Raw genomic sequence first — 16546 nt, forward strand, 5'->3', positions numbered from 1 at the left:
CTTGTCAGTGCATTATCGATTATTATCTCCAATATATCGTACGAATGTAACATCTGTAGAATATGCCTCTGCTTATTTCTCACGTATGCTGCCAGCATTGTTCAAAATAGACTCAGCGGCTTTTCATTGGGAATACAGAGGGATTGGCCGATTGGTTCATCTGTCATCCCATGCTCACGGGTGTATACAATATGTCCACGTACCATTGTCAGCTGCACCTGACAGAAGATCTCGCGTCCTACATAAGGGCTGTGTTTGTGCCGGTACAATAGCTGTTCCTGATCTACCGTATAAGAGGTATCCAGATCCACTATCACCAGGTCCGCGTCTGCACCGATGCCGATTTCGCCCTTTTGTGGATACAATCCGAAGCGCTGGGCCGGTGCAAGTGAAACCATCCGGCTGATGAGCGGCAGAGGTAATCCGCGTTTTACATAACCTTCACTGATCATCAGTTCCAGGGAATGCTGTGCTCCCGAGATACCTCCCCATGCTTCGAACATATGCGCCGCGTCTGTCTTGAGTGCAGTCGGACAGGGTGAGTGATCGGAGGTGATCATGTCGATCTGTCCGGCGGCGATGCACTGCCAGAGCAGTTCCTGTTCCTCCAGACTGCGCAGCGGTGGCGCACACTTGGCAGCAGGCCCGATCTGCTCCAGATCCTGATCGGTCAGGGTCAGATAATGGGGACAGGTCTCCAGCGTGACGTCCATCCCTTCGGTGCGGGCATTCTGGATCATCTGTACAGCGGCTGCGCTGCTGATATGGACAAAATGCAGCGGACAGCCTGTTTGTTTGCCATATTCCAGTGCCTGGATGACCGCTTCCAGCTCGGCCTCGATCGGACGGGAAGCAGAGTAATCGGCAGCTGTCGTACGTCCTTCCGCCAGCAGAGATGCTGTCAGCTTCGAGACGACAGGCTCGCTCTCGGCATGAAGTGCCAGTACCCGGCCGATGCGGGCGATACGCTGCATACCTTCCAGCAGAGTGGTATCATCGACATTACGGAAGGCTTCTTCGTCGGGATCTCCCGGTGCGGACATGAATGCCTTGAACCCGCATACTCCCTGTTCGCTGAGTGCTTCCATCTCTTCCAGATTGCCGGGCACTAGGCCACCCCAGCAGCCATAATCGACATGGGAATGACCGGCAGCCAATTCCCTTTTCCACTCCAGCGCAGCCGTCGTAACGGTAGGCGGTACGCCGTTCAGCGGCATATCCATATAGGTGGTGCATCCGCCTGCTGCCAGTGCAGCCGAACCGGTCTTGAACCCTTCCCAGTCGCCAAACCCCGGTTCATTAAAATGCACATGGGCATCGATCATGCCGGCCATTACCTGCATGCCATCAGCATGTATTACCTGCACCGCACCTGCAATATCCGGGGCAGACAGTCTGCCGATATGCGCGATTTTACCGTTGTGTACAGCGATATCGGTCTGCTCTATGGCATCCGGAAATATAACATTCCCGCCGATCACGACCAGATCATATACATGCATAGTCTGCACGCTCCTGTCTGCAGTTATTTGATATCCGACTTCACCAGTGAAGCATCCACATCCTTGAGCAGACTCAGGTCATGATAGGAAGCCGGAGCCGGGATGGATGTGATATTACCGACAGACAGCAGGTAGTTACCGACAGCAGGACCATTGCTTCCATTTACATACGTATCGTCCACGGTCATGGAGTAGACGTTGCGGTTCATGATTTCCTTGAGTTCGGCTTCACTCAGATGCAGCTCGGGAGCGAGAATCTTGATCGCTTCTTCGCGGTGATCATTAATATAAGCGGTGGCTTTGTTCAGTGCGCGCAGTACCGCTTTGACCGTGTTTGGATTTTCCTGGAGATATTGATCGGTGACCTGCATCGTCGTATGCACGCTCATCCAGTTTACGTCGCCTTTTTTGTCAGGCAGTTCGCTCTTGGTACCACTGAACAGGAATTTGCCGCCGCCCTGCACCGCTTTGGTAATAAAGGGTTCCCAGGCAGCCATCGCATCGATATCCCCATTTTGCAGCGCGACCACCGCGTCACTTGGCGCCAGATTGACGAATTTGATCTTGCTCACATCTACGCCAAGCTCTTTGCCCATATTATCGATGGCGATTTTGACATCGGCGCCATTCGGGATGCCGATCGTTTTGCCTTCCAGATCCTTGGCCGAACCGAGCTGCAGTTGGGAAGAGCCGACCACTGCCTGTGTACCGGCAATCTGGGCCAGTGGAGCGACGATTTTGACACCGATATTGTTGGACTTGAGGATGATATCCATAAAGTTGGTCTGGATGCTGATCGGCGCACTGCCGCCGGAGACCATTGGACCGATATCCGGGCCGCTCTCGATCAGTTTGCTCTCTACATTCAATCCTTCTTCCTTAAAGTAGCCCAGCTTGTCGGCAATGATCTGCTGCGAGGAGATCTGTGCATCCCGAACACCGACCAACGTAATATCCGTCTGCTCCAGCCCTGTGCTTGATCCGGCTGCACTGCTCGCTGCAGCCGTTTCTTTGTCTGCACCACCTCCGCTTGAACATGCCGTTGCCAGTACCGTCACCATTGCCAGACCCGAAATCATTTGCAGCCAGTTCTTCTTCATCTTTATTTCCCCCTTGAATATAGAATTGGTGTACTTTGTATAGGGATACCTCCTGCTGTGATGGTCTGGCTGTAGGGTAATCATCCTGTGTCTGCGAGTCGTTATCTGATCTTTTCGACCGCCTCGCCCATTCCGCCCCGGCGCCAGGCCAGCACTTTGCGTTCCAGCAGCTTGAGCAGCAGGGCGAACAGGCTGTATTCGATACCGATCAGAATAATCGCCACGAACATATTGGTTACTTTAAAATAATTGCGGGCATCCACGATCAGATAGCCCAGCCCCGAATCGGCGCCCATCATCTCCGAGACGATCAATGCGGAAAAGGATAGTCCCAAGCTGATCTGTGCACCTATGAGCAGATTGGGAATAGCTGAAGGAATCATGATACGGGTAAATACCTGACGTTCCGAGGCGCCCAGGCTGAGTGCCGAACGGATCAGTGTGGAAGGAACCGATTTGAAGCCTTCCACCGTATTGACCAACACCGGGACGAATGTCGTCCAAGCGATCAGCAGTACTTTGGGAAATTCGCCGATACCGAACCAGATAATGAATAGTGGCAGCAGGGCCAGCGAAGGAATCGGACTGACCAGCGTCAGAAAAGGAGACATCCAGCGCTCCAGCATGGAGAATTTGCTCATCAGTATCGCGAGCAGTACCGCCACTGTCGCTCCGCAGGCAAATCCGCAGAAAATGCGCATCGAGCTGGCGATCAGACTATCGAGAATAATTCCCGTCTTGGCCAGTGCCCAGCCGTCATGGATCAGCAGGGAAGGCGCCGGCAGAAACAGTGGATTGAACATCTGCAGGCGGCCATTCAGCTGGGAAAACAGTTCCCACATGGCAAAGAATAAAATATACGGGATTATATTTTTGATCGTGTCCACGGTGGACTGGAAGCCTTTTCCTTTACGCTTGCGAGCCGTGCTTAGCTTGAGTGCCGGTGCTGCTGCCTCGCCTGTTTTGGAAAGCGTGGTCTGGATATCGTTCATGCGCTAACCTCCTCTTCGTCTTCCATCAGCAGCCGTTCAATCCGGGCCATCGTCTCTGCGAATCCCGGTGAATCAAAAGAACGCGGATGCTGAATGCCAATTTCAAACACTTCTGCGATCACACCATGCTTCATCACGACAACCCGATCGGCCAGATAGACCGCTTCGCTGATGCTGTGGGTCACAAACAAAATAGTAGTGCGCAGCTTCTCGTACAATCTCCGCAGTTCACGCTGCATCATGTCCCGGGTCAGAATATCCAGTGCGCCAAATGGCTCATCCATCAGCAGAATATCCGGGTGGCTGGCCATCGCTCGGGCAATACCTACCCGCTGCTTCATGCCGCCGGACAGCTCGGCCGGATAATGGGCGCCGTAAGCTTCCAGTCCGACGAGGCTGAGAAATTCGGCAGCCGTCTTGCGGGCCTGCTTCTTGGGCATTCCCTGTACTTCCGGGCCAAAGGCGACATTCTCCAGTACCGTGCACCATGGGAACAGTGCATGATCCTGGAACACCATGCCGCGCTGCCGGGATGGTCCCTGAATCTTCTCGCCGTTGATCTTGATCTCGCCTTCATCCGGGAATATGTAGCCGGCCACCATATTCAGCAGTGTCGACTTGCCGCAGCCGCTGTGTCCGAGAATACAGATAAATTCATTCTCATGTATCGTCAGATCCACATCCTGCAGAATCGTCCGCTCACCAAAGTTCTTGCGTACCTTTTCAACTGTTAATTTCATACGGCATCTCTCCTTTGGGTACAATCGGTCTAATTTTCGCATCCAAGATTGTATACAATCCGGAGCAAATGAATAGTCAGGACGTCGAACTGCCTACCTGCCGGTGCTCCTGGAAAATATCCGCAAGCGACAATGACCGTGTATGCTGCTCGTCAAAATTCAGTTCCTTCTCAATCTCCCACAGATGTTCCAGCATCATCTGCTCAGCTGCCTCGGCATGACCCTGATGGATATTTTCCAAAATGCGCTGATGATCCTGGCAGCATTTGGTCTTCTGCTCCCCATACAGCGCAATGATGACATACGACAGGGAGATCAGTTCTTCCAGATAGCGATGATAGTACGCATTGCCCGACGCTTCCGCCAGCCGGAGGTGAAAGTCTCCCGTTATCCGAATCGCTTCAAAAATCCGCCCATCATGCTGTGCCTGATGTTCTTCCTCAATCAATCGGCTGAGCCGTTCATACTGATCATGACTGAACTGCTGACACACCTTCCGCACCACTGCCACTTCAATCACACGTCTCATCTCAAATACCTGCCTGGCTTCCTGAATCGTCGGACAGGATACAAATGCCCCTTTGTAAGGAACGATCGTAACCAGCTTCTCCGCAGCCAACCGACGGACAACATTGCGTACCGGTGTTCGGCTTACCCCAAATGACTCGGCCAGCACTTCTTCAACCAACTGCATATTCGGACGCATTTTCTGTTCAATAATGGCCTGCTTGATCGCATAGTAGATTTCCTGTTCCTGGCCCAATATTCATGCGCTCCTCCCTGCCTGATTTCGCAACTTTATTTACACGGAGTATAAGTCTGGTTCAGAGTTAACGTCAATATATATAACATAATTCGTATTATTTTCTATTTTCGTGCACTAAAACTGGTATAAACCTTTGTGTATACTGCTAAATATTCATTTTACGTTATGTATACTTACTTATTATTCGGATTTATTGAATTTTAATTAGCTGGAAATCGCTTATGTGTAATGTAAACTAACATTTTGTATGCAGTAATTCGCGGAGAAAAGAGAATTCTGCCAGCGCCCGACATTTAAGCAGGAAAATCGGCCGCTGTAAGCGTACATCCAGATTTTCCTTCTTAACCGGAGGAAGCGGCAGAATCTCTTTTCGCAGCGGCCAAACTCCACCCGGCAATCTTTCAACTTTTCCTACTCCCAGCAAATAAGCAGATGCCTATCCACAAATACGCATGGAACCTCAGAACTTAGAGTCCAAAGAGGTACCAACCTTGTCCGCAATCAACCAGCAACCACCCAAATGAACACAAAAACGACAACTGCTTATAGATTACTAAAGCCACGACTGTTAAAATATACCAAACACGACTTAGCAATCATATCAACTTTATGATTACTACCGTGCTGCTCTTGGCTCATTACCGTCTGTAAGCCCGCACACTTGGTTGCTCAGTGCTCTATTGCTCCATCATCTCGATTATCGACAGGAGGAAGCGAAATGGCAGGTCAAATGAGAGTCATTCCTTACAAAGTGGTCGCTCAGGCAGAACAGGTACACGAGACTCCGCAGGGAGTTGCGTTGATTCAGGCTCCCCAGGTATGGGAACAGAGCCGCGGAGAAGGCATTACAATCGCTATTCTGGATACCGGCTGTGATACCGATCATCCGGATCTGCAGGGCAGGATTCAGGGAGGACGCAATTTTACCGGAGATGATGACGGGAATCCGGATATTTATGAGGACTATAATGGTCATGGTACCCATGTGGCTGGCACGATTGCCGGAATATCCAATGACTCGGGCGTAGTCGGCGTGGCACCGGAGGCGAATCTGCTGATCCTCAAAGTGCTGGATCGACAGGGTTCTGGACAGTATGAATGGATTATCGATGGCATCAACTATGCCGTTCAGCAAAAGGTCGATATTATCTCCATGTCGCTCGGCGGTCCTGAAGATGTACCTGCTATGCATAAAGCGATTCAAAAAGCGGTAGAACAGAATATTCTGGTTATCTGCGCTGCCGGCAATGAGGGAGATAATAACGAAGCGACCGATGAATATGGCTATCCGGGTTACTATAATGAAGTGATCAGCGTCGGTTCGGTCGATCTGTCCAGACAATCTTCCGACTTCTCCAATACCAATACCGAGGTTGATCTGGTAGCACCGGGCGAAGATATTCTGTCTACCTACCCGGATGGCAAATATGCTACGCTGAGCGGTACCTCCATGGCTACCCCTCATGTATCGGGAGCGATGGCGCTGATCAAAATCATTGCCAATCGCAGCTTTGAACGGGAACTGACAGAGCCGGAGCTGTATGCCCAGCTGGTTCGCCGGACAATTCCTCTTGGCTATTCAGCCCGTGCGGAAGGTAATGGATTTTTGTATTTAACCGCACTGGATGAGCTGGTCGGGGTGCTCAAATCTGAAGCGATGGTGAAGATGCTGCATCGTTCTTGATTCGTACTTTCTTAATTGATGCTATCAATATCACAGAATCTGTATTCCGGTTGATGCCTCCTTTGCATGTATAGAACTAAACATAAACCTGACTTCCCTTATCTATCCAGCACATCCGTTGCCTTGCTGCATCCGGATGTGCTTTTTGGACTTCCATGATGAACAGCAGGTGATAGACGATAAACAGACGATTTTAGTCGCTATTATGTCTCTTTAATACAGCTTTGAAAACTATACCAATTATTTTACTTGTCACACAAAGTATTTTTCGTTCGCCACTCAATGATTAATCAAATTCTGATATACTAAAATACAGATTTAACGTACATTGAAGAAAAGTTATATCTTCATCTACATATTATTTTATTTAAAAGGAGTCCTGTCCCGTGTCCTTATCAACGGCGTCCTCTTCTGCCGCCAAAGCGAAAAAGCGGAATATCCCCCCTTCTGCCAATCAGACGATATTTGGCGTACTGCTCGCCATTTCGCTTGTTCATTTGTTCAATGATTCGATGCAGTCTGTTATTCCGGCGATCTTCCCGATTCTCAAGGAGACGATGAATCTCAACTATACCCAGATTGGCTGGATCGCCTTTACGATTAATTTTACCGCTTCGATCATGCAGCCGTTTATCGGTCTCTTCTCGGATAAACGGCCCACTCCGGCACTGCTGCCGATCGGTATGGCTTTTACGTTTACCGGGATGCTGCTGCTGGCACTCGCCGGCTCGTATACAGCTGTGCTGATCGCTGTCGTATTTGTCGGATTGGGATCGGCTACCTTTCACCCGGAAGGCTCCAAAGTATCTCATCTGGCCTCCGGTAACCGCCGCGGCCTTGCCCAGTCGATCTTTCAGGTAGGGGGCAATGCCGGACAGTCTCTCGCTCCACTGCTGACGACGCTGATTTTTGTGCCTTATGGTCAATTTGGAGCGATCGGCTTTACCGGTGTGGCTGCGATCGGTATTCTGGTGCAGCTGTTTATCGCCCGCTGGTATGGTGGCGCCCTGCAAAATGAGAATCTGCACAAGAAGCGCCAGACTCCCGAAAAGATTCGTCCGGAGCTGCGAAGCCGAATCGCTTTTGCCATGGTCATCCTGATTCTGCTCGTATTCGTCCGTTCCTGGTATGTCTCTTCGATCGGCAGCTATTACAGCTTTAACCTGATCGAACAATTTGGATTGGGCGTTGGGGATGCCCAGCTGTATGTATTTCTGTTTCTCGCTGCAGGTGCAGTAGGTACCTTTTTTGGCGGTCCTCTGGCAGACCGGTTTGGTAAACGGAATCTGATTTTCCTGTCGATGGCAGGAGCGGTACCACTGGCGCTGCTGCTGCCTTATGCTAATCTGCTTTGGACCGGCATTTTGCTCGCTATTATTGGCTTTATTATTACGTCCAGCTTTTCCGTAACCGTGGTCTATGCGCAGATGCTCGTACCCGGCCGGATCGGTACGGTATCCGGCCTGATTACCGGCCTTGCTTTTGGATTGGGCGGTGTCGGAGCACTCGTACTCGGCAGCTGGATCGATTCGATCGGCATTTCGCCGGTGATGCAGATCTGCAGCTTCCTGCCGCTGCTCGGTGCACTGACTTTCCTGCTGCCATCGGATCGCAAGCTGAATGAATGGACCAATGGTGCCTCGGCATAACCAGGCTGCTCTACCTTGCTCCTGAGCCAGCCTGTCGATTAGAATGGGCATTATACGGATTGAGGCATATGCATGCAAAAGGACGATTACCGGATTAATAAGATACGCACGCAAAAAAACACCTGTCCATCGGACAGGTGTTTTCTATTTCATAGTTCTCTCTATATTCCTCAGGTCAAGAGGAATGATGCTTAGCTTCCCGCAGAAGCTGATGCACCAGCAGAAGCGCTGCTGTTGGCGATATAACCATTGCTCATCGCTTTTACTTTAGCCTGCTGTACAAAGTACTGCATCAGTGTCAACTCGGCTTTGGCTTGTGCTGCATTCACCTGATACTGGTGTTTTTCCATATCGTACTTGGTCGTTACACCGGCATTGTAGCGGATCTGCATGTTCACGCCATCTACATTGGCATCCTGTGCCAGACGCTGGGAAGTCTGAACATCCTTGAAGGCTGTGTCCATATCCTGTAGATTGGTTTGAATCGCTTTGGCATAAGTCACTTTACCCTGTTCCAGCTGCTGTTCGGCAATTTGAGTGGTCGCTTTCAGCGCCTGCTCGTCAAAGCTGTTACCGGTAATTTTTTTGTCTTCATCCGTACGGGCTTTGGCTACGCTGTTACCCAAAGACTGGATTTGATAAGATTTGCTCAGCAGTGAATCTGCATCCACTGTAGGAGCCGGCTCCAGTGTTACCTGGATAGGGTCCAGCTTGAGATTCGGATCATACACAATACCCAGATCATAGCACAGGGTTGCCAGTGTTTTTTGGTATGTGTCTTTCAGGGTTGTCAGGTTATCCTGCTCTGTTTTGAGCGCACGGTCTGCTGTGTCGATATCTTCCTGTGTTCCGGAACCAAGGGATTGCAGAGTTTGTGCACGCTGCAGATCACGAGTCAGTACCTGAATGTGTTCCTGGGACAGGGAAATTTGTTTCTGGTAGGAAAGCAGCTGTACGTATTGACCGGTCATGGCCAGTCTTGTACCTTCTTTGGCTTCATCCACCTGCAGCTGAGTGTTCAGCTTCTGGGTGTCCAGATCGCGCAGATTGTCTTCGAGTGTCTGACCGGTCTGGGAACCCTGTGAAAGTGATACTTCATTACTCTTATTGGTTGTCTCATAGTGCAGGCCCGGAGAAGCGTTCATGTAATCGATATAGTCGACACCGAGGCTGGCATTTTGCTGATCCAGCACTTTATATTTCAATTGCAGCAGTTGCAGATTGTAAGAGTCATTGATCGCCAGATCAATCACTTTCTCCAGATTCAGGCTGTCTACCTTTTTCGGTTCTCTTACACCGGAGATCTGGGATTGTGGTTGCTGGGCTGTAGCGCTATCTGCTGCAGCTGTTGTTCCGTCCGTTGTTGTGGTTGTTGCAGCTGTGCTGTCTGCTGCATGTACGAGTACTGCTGGCTGCGCTGCAGCAAGCAGCATTGCAAATACAGAAGCACCTACCATTGCTTTTTTCATATACCAATAACCTTCTTTCCTATATTTCATCCAATTAATATAACTGACTTTGTAAGCAAATCAAAAACACTTAGTATTCCTAATAAAATTAATTTAGCATTCCTAACGAAATAAATCAACCATAATCGTGATAAATGGGTTAAACTTTTAAAAGGCCCACCTATTAGTATAGCTCAATTTAACGATTCCAACCACCCGAAGCAGCGTTCTTACGGCTTCCTCTCCATTTTGCCGTTTCGGCGCATCCTAAAAAAAGCAGGATTCTGCTGTAGCCCCAGATTCCTGCTCGGTTATGAAAATGATGATCACTTCCGGTTTTACCACTGCCACTCAATAATCATAATGACAACAGCTACAAGCAGCGCTGCTGCGATCAGTAATTGCATCCGTTCACGTAATATGGGCGGCTTTACAGCCAGGTACTGAGGTTGCTCCTCGCCGTCATGCTGTCTGTTCCGATCTTGATCAGGTCTCATGTGCAACACCCTTCCTTCCATATTTTGTATCTCGATTATACAATAAACTCACCTGCAGTCACACAATATTCACAATATTCTTGCCATGTTTCTTTCATTAAAAGACACAATGGCCCCGGTTTCTTTCTTTATATATGGAAGTGCTTTTATTTTAACATCGGTTCGAGGACGTATTTTTGATAGTTTCAATCTACATCCCGGGATTGAGTACATAAAAAACGGCTGTTGATACAATTGACAAGTAGTGTGGATTGATTCTATAATTCACCCATGAACTAGAGAGTACAAAAAAAACTGGGGAGTTTAGAGGAGGATACTGAAATTATGAGGAAGAGCTGGCCTATGGCCTTTACAGCACTTCTGCTGGCAGTCAGTCTGACTGCTTGTTCGACCGAGAAGGCTGCAGTGGAACCGGCAACCAGCACGGTTCAGGTTGCCACTGTGAAGCAGGAATCACTGGATGCAGTCTATGATCTGTCCGGTACCCTCGCTGCTTATGATGAGACGCCTGTTTCCTTTCAAATTAATGGAACCGTCTCTGCTGTAAATGGCGATGTAGGGGATCGTGTCAATAAGGGCTCTGTAATGGCGCAATTGGATACGGCGGATATCCAGCTTGAAGTCGAAAATGCCAACCAATCCGTCGCTGCTGCACAGGCTGCATTGTCCAGCGCGCGCGCTTCGATGACCAATGCGAGAGCGGGTCAGCAGGCTGCTGCTGCAGGCGTGGCCTCTGCGCAGGCACAGGTCGAGAGTGCCCGTGCCAGCGAGCAAGGCGTACTGTCCGGCAAACGCCCACAGGAAAAAGCACAGGCTCAAAATGCAGTAACCAAAGCACAAACCGCTTATGATCAGGCCAAAACGGCCGCTGCCCGCGCACAGACCCTTTTCGATAACGGGCTGTTAACCCAGCAGGAGAACGAGCAGGCGCAGACCACATTGGCTAACGCAAGCGAAAGCCTCAAGGATGCACAGGAACAGCTGTCCCTTATTCTCGAAGGCGCCAGCCAGTCGGATCGCGCTTCTGCCGCTGCCGCTGTCAAACAGGCACAGGTTGGCATTGAAAATGCACAGGCCAGCGTCGCACAGGCCAATGCTGCTTTCGAGCAGGCACAGGCCGGTGTGGAACAATCCCAAGCCAGCTATGATCAGGCTGTGATTGCTCTCAATACAGCCAAGCTCAAACTGTCCCGTGCGAATCTGAAAGCTCCTGCTTCCGGTGTTATTCTAACCAAGCAGCTTTCCGAAGGCCAGACGGTGAGTGCAGGTACGGAAGTATTCACCATCGGTGAAATGAATCGTCTCAAAGTGCTGCTGCCGATTCCGGATAGCGAGATTGCACAGTGGAAAGTCGGACAGGAAGTAAGCATCAGTCTGTACGATGAAGTCCGTACCGGCAAGGTGTCCAAACTGTATCCGCAGACCAACGAAAGTACCGGTTCCATCAATGTGGAAGTTGCGATCAGCAATCCGAATTCGGACTGGAAACCCGGTCAGGTCGTAAGTGCTTCCCGCCAGGCTTCCTCCAAACAGGGACTCCTGCTGCCGGTGGAAGCGGTAATCAGCTCCGGCAGTGATCCGTATGTATTCAAGGAAGTCAACGGCAAAGCTGTCAAAACGACCGTCAAACTCGGCAATCTCTACAATAACCGCTACGAAATCGTCGGCGGGTTGAAAGTAGGCGATAAAGTCGTTACCCGCGGTGCAGACCGTCTCTTTGATGGAGATGATCTGACAGTGGGCAAAGCACAGGACAACCAGGCTGCTGCTCCTGCTGCCAACAATGCGAACAGCGGGGCCAAAGCTAATGATTAATTACTTTGTCCGCAAGCGTAAAATCACCCTTCTCTTCTTCGTTATGCTGATCCTGTTCGGTGTCACGCAGCTGGCCCAGATGCCAAAGCAGCTCATGCCGGATATCGTTGTCAAAACGGCTCTTGTTACCACTACATACGCTGGTGCAACACCGGAATTGATGGAACAGACCGTTACGGAGGTATTGGAGCAGAAGATCAAAGAGGTTACCAATCTCAAAACGATCTCCTCCACCTCGGGAAACGGAATCTCGACGATTACCGTTCAGGCCGAGGATGATGCAAATGCCAAGGATACATGGAATGAACTGCGCCGCAAAGTCGAAGATGCGCAGGCGGAACTGCCGACCGATGCCGATACACCGGTCGTTAATGATAACCTGACATCCACTTTTGTCCAGTCCTTTGCTATTTACGGCAAAACCAAAGAAGACATCTATGGTCTTAGCGATCTGATGAATACATGGCGTGACCAGCTCCGGTCCGTACCTGGTATCACCAGCGTTGAGATCCAGGGGATTCCGGATCAGCAGGTACGTATCGATCTCGATATGGCCAAGCTGCAGCAGTACAATATCTCCTGGGAAACGATACGACAGGCAATCCAGTCCGAGAACAACCGTGTACCTACAGGTAATATTACTTATGAGAATCGCTCTTATCAGCTGACGGTTGATAAGGCAACCGACTACAATACATTAAAGGATATTGTAGTCTTCCAGACTGAAGCAGGCATACCGGTCTACCTCAAAGATGTAGCCGATGTACAGCTGCTCAAGCAAACGGAATCCTACTTAAGTTATTACAACGGTGTTCCTTCCATTTCACTGGATATCAGCAGCCAGACTGGTTCTGACGTACCAACAATGAACGAACGTCTGACCGAGAAAATGAATTCTCTTAAAAAGACACTGCCGGCCAATGTCAAAATCGTCTCCCTGTTTGCACAGAATGACGAAGTGGAGCGGATCTTTGGTGGATTGATCAAGGAAATGCTGATCGCTATCGCAGCGGTTATCCTGATCTGTACGCTCGGTATGAACCTGCTCACCGCCGGATTTGTGGCCCTTGCCATTCCGGTCTCGATTGCGCTCGGCCTGATCTTCCTGCCGGGGCTCGGCATTACACTGAACCAGATTACGATTGTCGGTCTGATCATCGTACTGGGGATTCTGGTCGATGACGCGGTCGTCGTCAATGACAATATTGAACGAAGGCTGTCTACGCTCGGAGAGAATCCGACGGATGCCTCGATCAAAGGAACCAAGGAAGTGGCCATTTCCATTATTACCGCTACACTGGCAACAATCTCGGCCTTCCTGCCGCTGATGGTGCTGCAGGGTGATATGGGTGCCTTTATTCGTCCGATTCCGACCGTCATCTCTCTCTGTATGCTGGCGTCAATGATCATGTCCCTGACGATCATCCCGATCTTCCGCCAGTGGTATGAAGAACGTCAGATCGAACGCGGCAAGCGTCACATCGACAAGCCTGCCGGTCTGCTCGGTCGTCAGATTCAGGCGGTCAGCAATGGCTACGCACACCGTCTGATGCCAAAAGTATTAAAACGTCCACTGCTGATCGGTCTGATTGGTCTGGTCGTCAGTACATTTGCTTATGGACTTGCAGCTTTCACTCCTGTAGAGCTGTTCCCGACATCCGAAGATCCGCAGATTACCATCAATGTGAATCTGCCTTCCGGTACATCGCTGCAAGAAACGGACCGGATCGTCCAGAGCATGGCTGCATGGCTCAAAAAGCAGCCTGAAGTTGAAAACATGGCGTATGCTTCCGGCGGCGCCGCTCCCCAGCTGTTCACCAACTTGAGCGGACTTGGCGGCGGCAGTGCCAATGCCGGGCAGATTCTCATTACCGGTAAGCATGGCATGAACATCAGCCAGACGACCGACGAGTGGGCAGATACGCTCAAAAAGGATTATCCGGGCATCCAGACTTCCGTAAGCGGAACCGATCTCGGGGTATCCGTCGGTAAGCCGGTATCCATCCGTATTCTCGGAGATGATCTGGAAGAGATCCGTAGTCTGACGGATCAGATCAAACAGATTATCGGTAACACACCAGGTACTTATGGTATTAGCGATACGATGGGTATTGATAACTACGCGCTTGATTTTGTCGTAAACAAACAGGCGATGGACCGTTACAAAGTAACCTACGGCAATCTGACCCAGACCCTCCTGATGATGGGCAGCGGGATGAGTGTTGGGGACTTTGACAATGGCGAAGATCTGGTGGATATGAAAGTGTACATGAAGGGCTCGCAATCCGTCAGCCCGACCACACTGCTGCAGCAGGTAAACATTACCAACTCGGCAGGCGTACAGATTCCGCTGTCCCAGATCGTCAGCATGAAACCAACATTCTCCATCCAGCAGATCGACCGTTATGATCTACAGCGTGTCAACACGATCGAAGCTGACGTCAACGGACGTACAGCTACCGAAGTTATGCAGGAGATCCAGCCGAAGCTGCAGCAGCTGAATTTCCCTGAAGGTTACACATGGGAAATTGGCGGTGAAACGTCCAACCAGGCAGATACATTTGGTGACCTGGGTAAACTGTTCGTTGTTGCTGTCTTCCTGATCTTTATTCTGATCGTAATTCAGTTCTACTCCCTGTCGATTCCGCTCATCATCATGACGACGGTGTATCTGGCAGCAGCCGGTGGTATTCTCGGCTTGTTCCTGACACGTACACCAATCGGCTTTATGTCGGTCATGGGGATTATTGCCCTCGCGGGTATCGTCGTCCGGAACGGTATCGTACTGATCGAGTTTATCGAGGATGCCAGACATGAAGGCATGGAACTGAAGGAAGCGATTATCCAGGCGGCCTCCGCCCGTTTCCGTCCGATCCTGCTGACTTCCCTGACAGCGATTGTCGGTATGATTCCAATCGCAACAGTTGGCGAGCTGCTGTTCCGCCCGCTCGGAGTTGTCATTATTTTCGGTCTGATCTTCTCGACCATTCTGACTCTGTTCGTTGTTCCATCTCTCTATATGGTTGTCGCTCGTTCCAAGGACAAGCGCCAGGCACGCAAAATGGAACGCAAACAAAGACGGAGAGAAAAGCTTAACGCTGCACCCAAAGTATAATTCCGATTGACGGGTATCATCCCAACATAGTAAACGGAAGGAGCCGGACGTGTAAGCCGGCTCCTTCCGGATCGAAAACGGACTCTACAGCAAGGGTCCGTTTTCTGTATTTTATTGGCTTATTATATGTGGAAGGAGAAGCGCCCTTGAAAAGCAAAGAAGAAGATATTATCGAGGCAGCGGTTCGACTTTTTTCCGAAAAAGGATATACGGCAACATCTGTTGACGAAATCGCCAAAGAAAGCGGAATGGCCAAAGCTTCTTTTTACAAGTTTTTTCAAAGCAAGGAAGATGTACTGATCGCGACGGTAAAAGCACATTCGCAGATTGTGGAAGAACATATTTTCCGTTTTTATGCTTCTGCAGAGGTCGAGCCGCTGCAGAAAATTGCCAGCTTTATTCAGGTGCATATGGAAAGCACCCTCGAAAGCAAAATCCACTCGGTCATGATGTCCGTGCATGATAAAAGCATCCTGCAAAATGAAAAGCTGCTCGAAGAATGCCTGAGATTGGAATTTCGGCTGAATCAATGGAGCACCGACTGTCTCGTGGATATTTACGGCGACAAGGTCAAACCTTATGTGTACGATATTATTTTCCTGATTCGCGGACTGCTTATGCAGTATATGTTTCTGCCGGTTATCGGTGTCAAATCGAATCTCGATCAATCCGAACTCTCCGGCTATCTGGCGAGAATGGTCGACTGGATGGCTGCGAGTATGTTCGATCATGGATACAAGCCGATCTGGAACTGCCAGGAAATGCAGATCGGACAGCAGGACATCCAGGACAGCCCGGTTTTCAAAGGAATCATGATTCACGAACTGCTGCTCAGCCTCAAGCGCAGTCTGCATCATCTTCATCTGCCGGATGAGGAAAAGGAAGAAACCTGGCAGGTATTATCCACTCTGGAACAGGAGATTACCGCTGAACGTCTCCGCTCCGGCCTGATCAAGGCAATGCTGCAGTTTCTGGAGCAGCAGCCTGTATTTGCAGAAGACTGCGCAAGATTGAAAAAAATACTGGCTGTCTGATCGCCAGTAATCGGCACAAAGCAAACAGGCAAACTCTGTCGGCGGCTCGCCTCATCGTACGATAGACCGCCCGCCGTCCGCACTGAAACACCGTTCACCTGTCCGTTTTCTATATCACACGGAATCCGATGTGATACGCCAAAAAGCTGTATTCCCTTAGAGGAATACAGCTTTTTTTGGGAATATACTGATATACTGCGCACA

12 protein-coding genes are annotated in these 16546 nt (G+C 50.1%); 5 read left to right on the plus strand and 7 right to left on the minus strand.

All coding sequences use genetic code 11. The annotated features are described in order from the left end of the window. Positions 1–101: 101 nt before the first annotated feature. The 5 genes from WH45_RS04185 to WH45_RS04205 all read right to left on the minus strand — a co-directional run bounded on the left by WH45_RS04185 (position 102) and on the right by WH45_RS04205 (position 5097). Positions 102–1502: an allantoinase gene (locus WH45_RS04185; RefSeq protein ID WP_046213142.1), complete on the minus strand. Its 1401-nt coding sequence runs from the start codon at positions 1500–1502 to the stop codon at positions 102–104. Positions 1503–1525: 23 nt separating this feature from the next. Then, positions 1526–2602: an ABC transporter substrate-binding protein gene (locus WH45_RS04190; RefSeq protein WP_046213143.1), complete on the minus strand. Its 1077-nt coding sequence runs from the start codon at positions 2600–2602 to the stop codon at positions 1526–1528. Positions 2603–2703: 101 nt separating this feature from the next. After that, on the minus strand, positions 2704–3594 hold the full coding sequence (locus tag WH45_RS04195; protein WP_046213144.1) for an ABC transporter permease: 891 nt from the start codon (positions 3592–3594) through the stop codon (positions 2704–2706). Further along, entirely contained in the window at positions 3591–4334 is a 744-nt protein-coding gene (locus WH45_RS04200; protein ID WP_046213145.1) for an ABC transporter ATP-binding protein, read from the minus strand. Before WH45_RS04200 ends, WH45_RS04195 begins: the two co-directional genes overlap by 4 nt. Positions 4335–4410: 76 nt before the next feature. After that, on the minus strand, positions 4411–5097 hold the full coding sequence (locus WH45_RS04205) for a GntR family transcriptional regulator (RefSeq protein WP_046213146.1): 687 nt from the start codon (positions 5095–5097) through the stop codon (positions 4411–4413). A 721-nt stretch (positions 5098–5818) separates the two neighbouring features. Between WH45_RS04205 and WH45_RS04210 the strand changes: the two genes are divergently transcribed. Continuing rightward, positions 5819–6784: a S8 family peptidase gene (locus tag WH45_RS04210; RefSeq protein ID WP_046213147.1), complete on the plus strand. Its 966-nt coding sequence runs from the start codon at positions 5819–5821 to the stop codon at positions 6782–6784. 386 nt (positions 6785–7170) lie between these two features. After that, complete coding sequence (locus tag WH45_RS04215; RefSeq protein WP_046213148.1) at positions 7171–8433, plus strand: MFS transporter; 1263 nt, start codon at positions 7171–7173, stop codon at positions 8431–8433. 191 nt (positions 8434–8624) lie between these two features. Here WH45_RS04215 and WH45_RS04220 read toward each other — a convergent pair whose 3' ends face one another. After that, positions 8625–9902: a TolC family protein gene (locus tag WH45_RS04220; protein ID WP_046213149.1), complete on the minus strand. Its 1278-nt coding sequence runs from the start codon at positions 9900–9902 to the stop codon at positions 8625–8627. A gap of 317 nt (positions 9903–10219) precedes the next feature. Beyond that, positions 10220–10378: a hypothetical protein gene (locus tag WH45_RS23540; protein ID WP_156075147.1), complete on the minus strand. Its 159-nt coding sequence runs from the start codon at positions 10376–10378 to the stop codon at positions 10220–10222. A 324-nt stretch (positions 10379–10702) separates the two neighbouring features. On the opposite strand from WH45_RS23540, the gene WH45_RS04225 reads away from it, so the two are divergent. The 3 genes from WH45_RS04225 to WH45_RS04235 all read left to right on the plus strand — a co-directional run bounded on the left by WH45_RS04225 (position 10703) and on the right by WH45_RS04235 (position 16342). Next, entirely contained in the window at positions 10703–12193 is a 1491-nt protein-coding gene (locus tag WH45_RS04225) for an efflux RND transporter periplasmic adaptor subunit (protein ID WP_046213150.1), read from the plus strand. Continuing rightward, complete coding sequence (locus WH45_RS04230; RefSeq protein ID WP_046213151.1) at positions 12186–15308, plus strand: efflux RND transporter permease subunit; 3123 nt, start codon at positions 12186–12188, stop codon at positions 15306–15308. The genes WH45_RS04225 and WH45_RS04230 overlap by 8 nt, the downstream gene beginning before the upstream one ends. Positions 15309–15454: 146 nt before the next feature. After that, positions 15455–16342: a TetR/AcrR family transcriptional regulator gene (locus WH45_RS04235; RefSeq protein ID WP_046213152.1), complete on the plus strand. Its 888-nt coding sequence runs from the start codon at positions 15455–15457 to the stop codon at positions 16340–16342. Positions 16343–16546: the final 204 nt, after the last annotated feature.

The organism is Paenibacillus wulumuqiensis (assembly GCF_000971965.1).
GTDB classification, from domain to species: Bacteria; Bacillota; Bacilli; order Paenibacillales; family Paenibacillaceae; genus Saccharibacillus; species Saccharibacillus wulumuqiensis.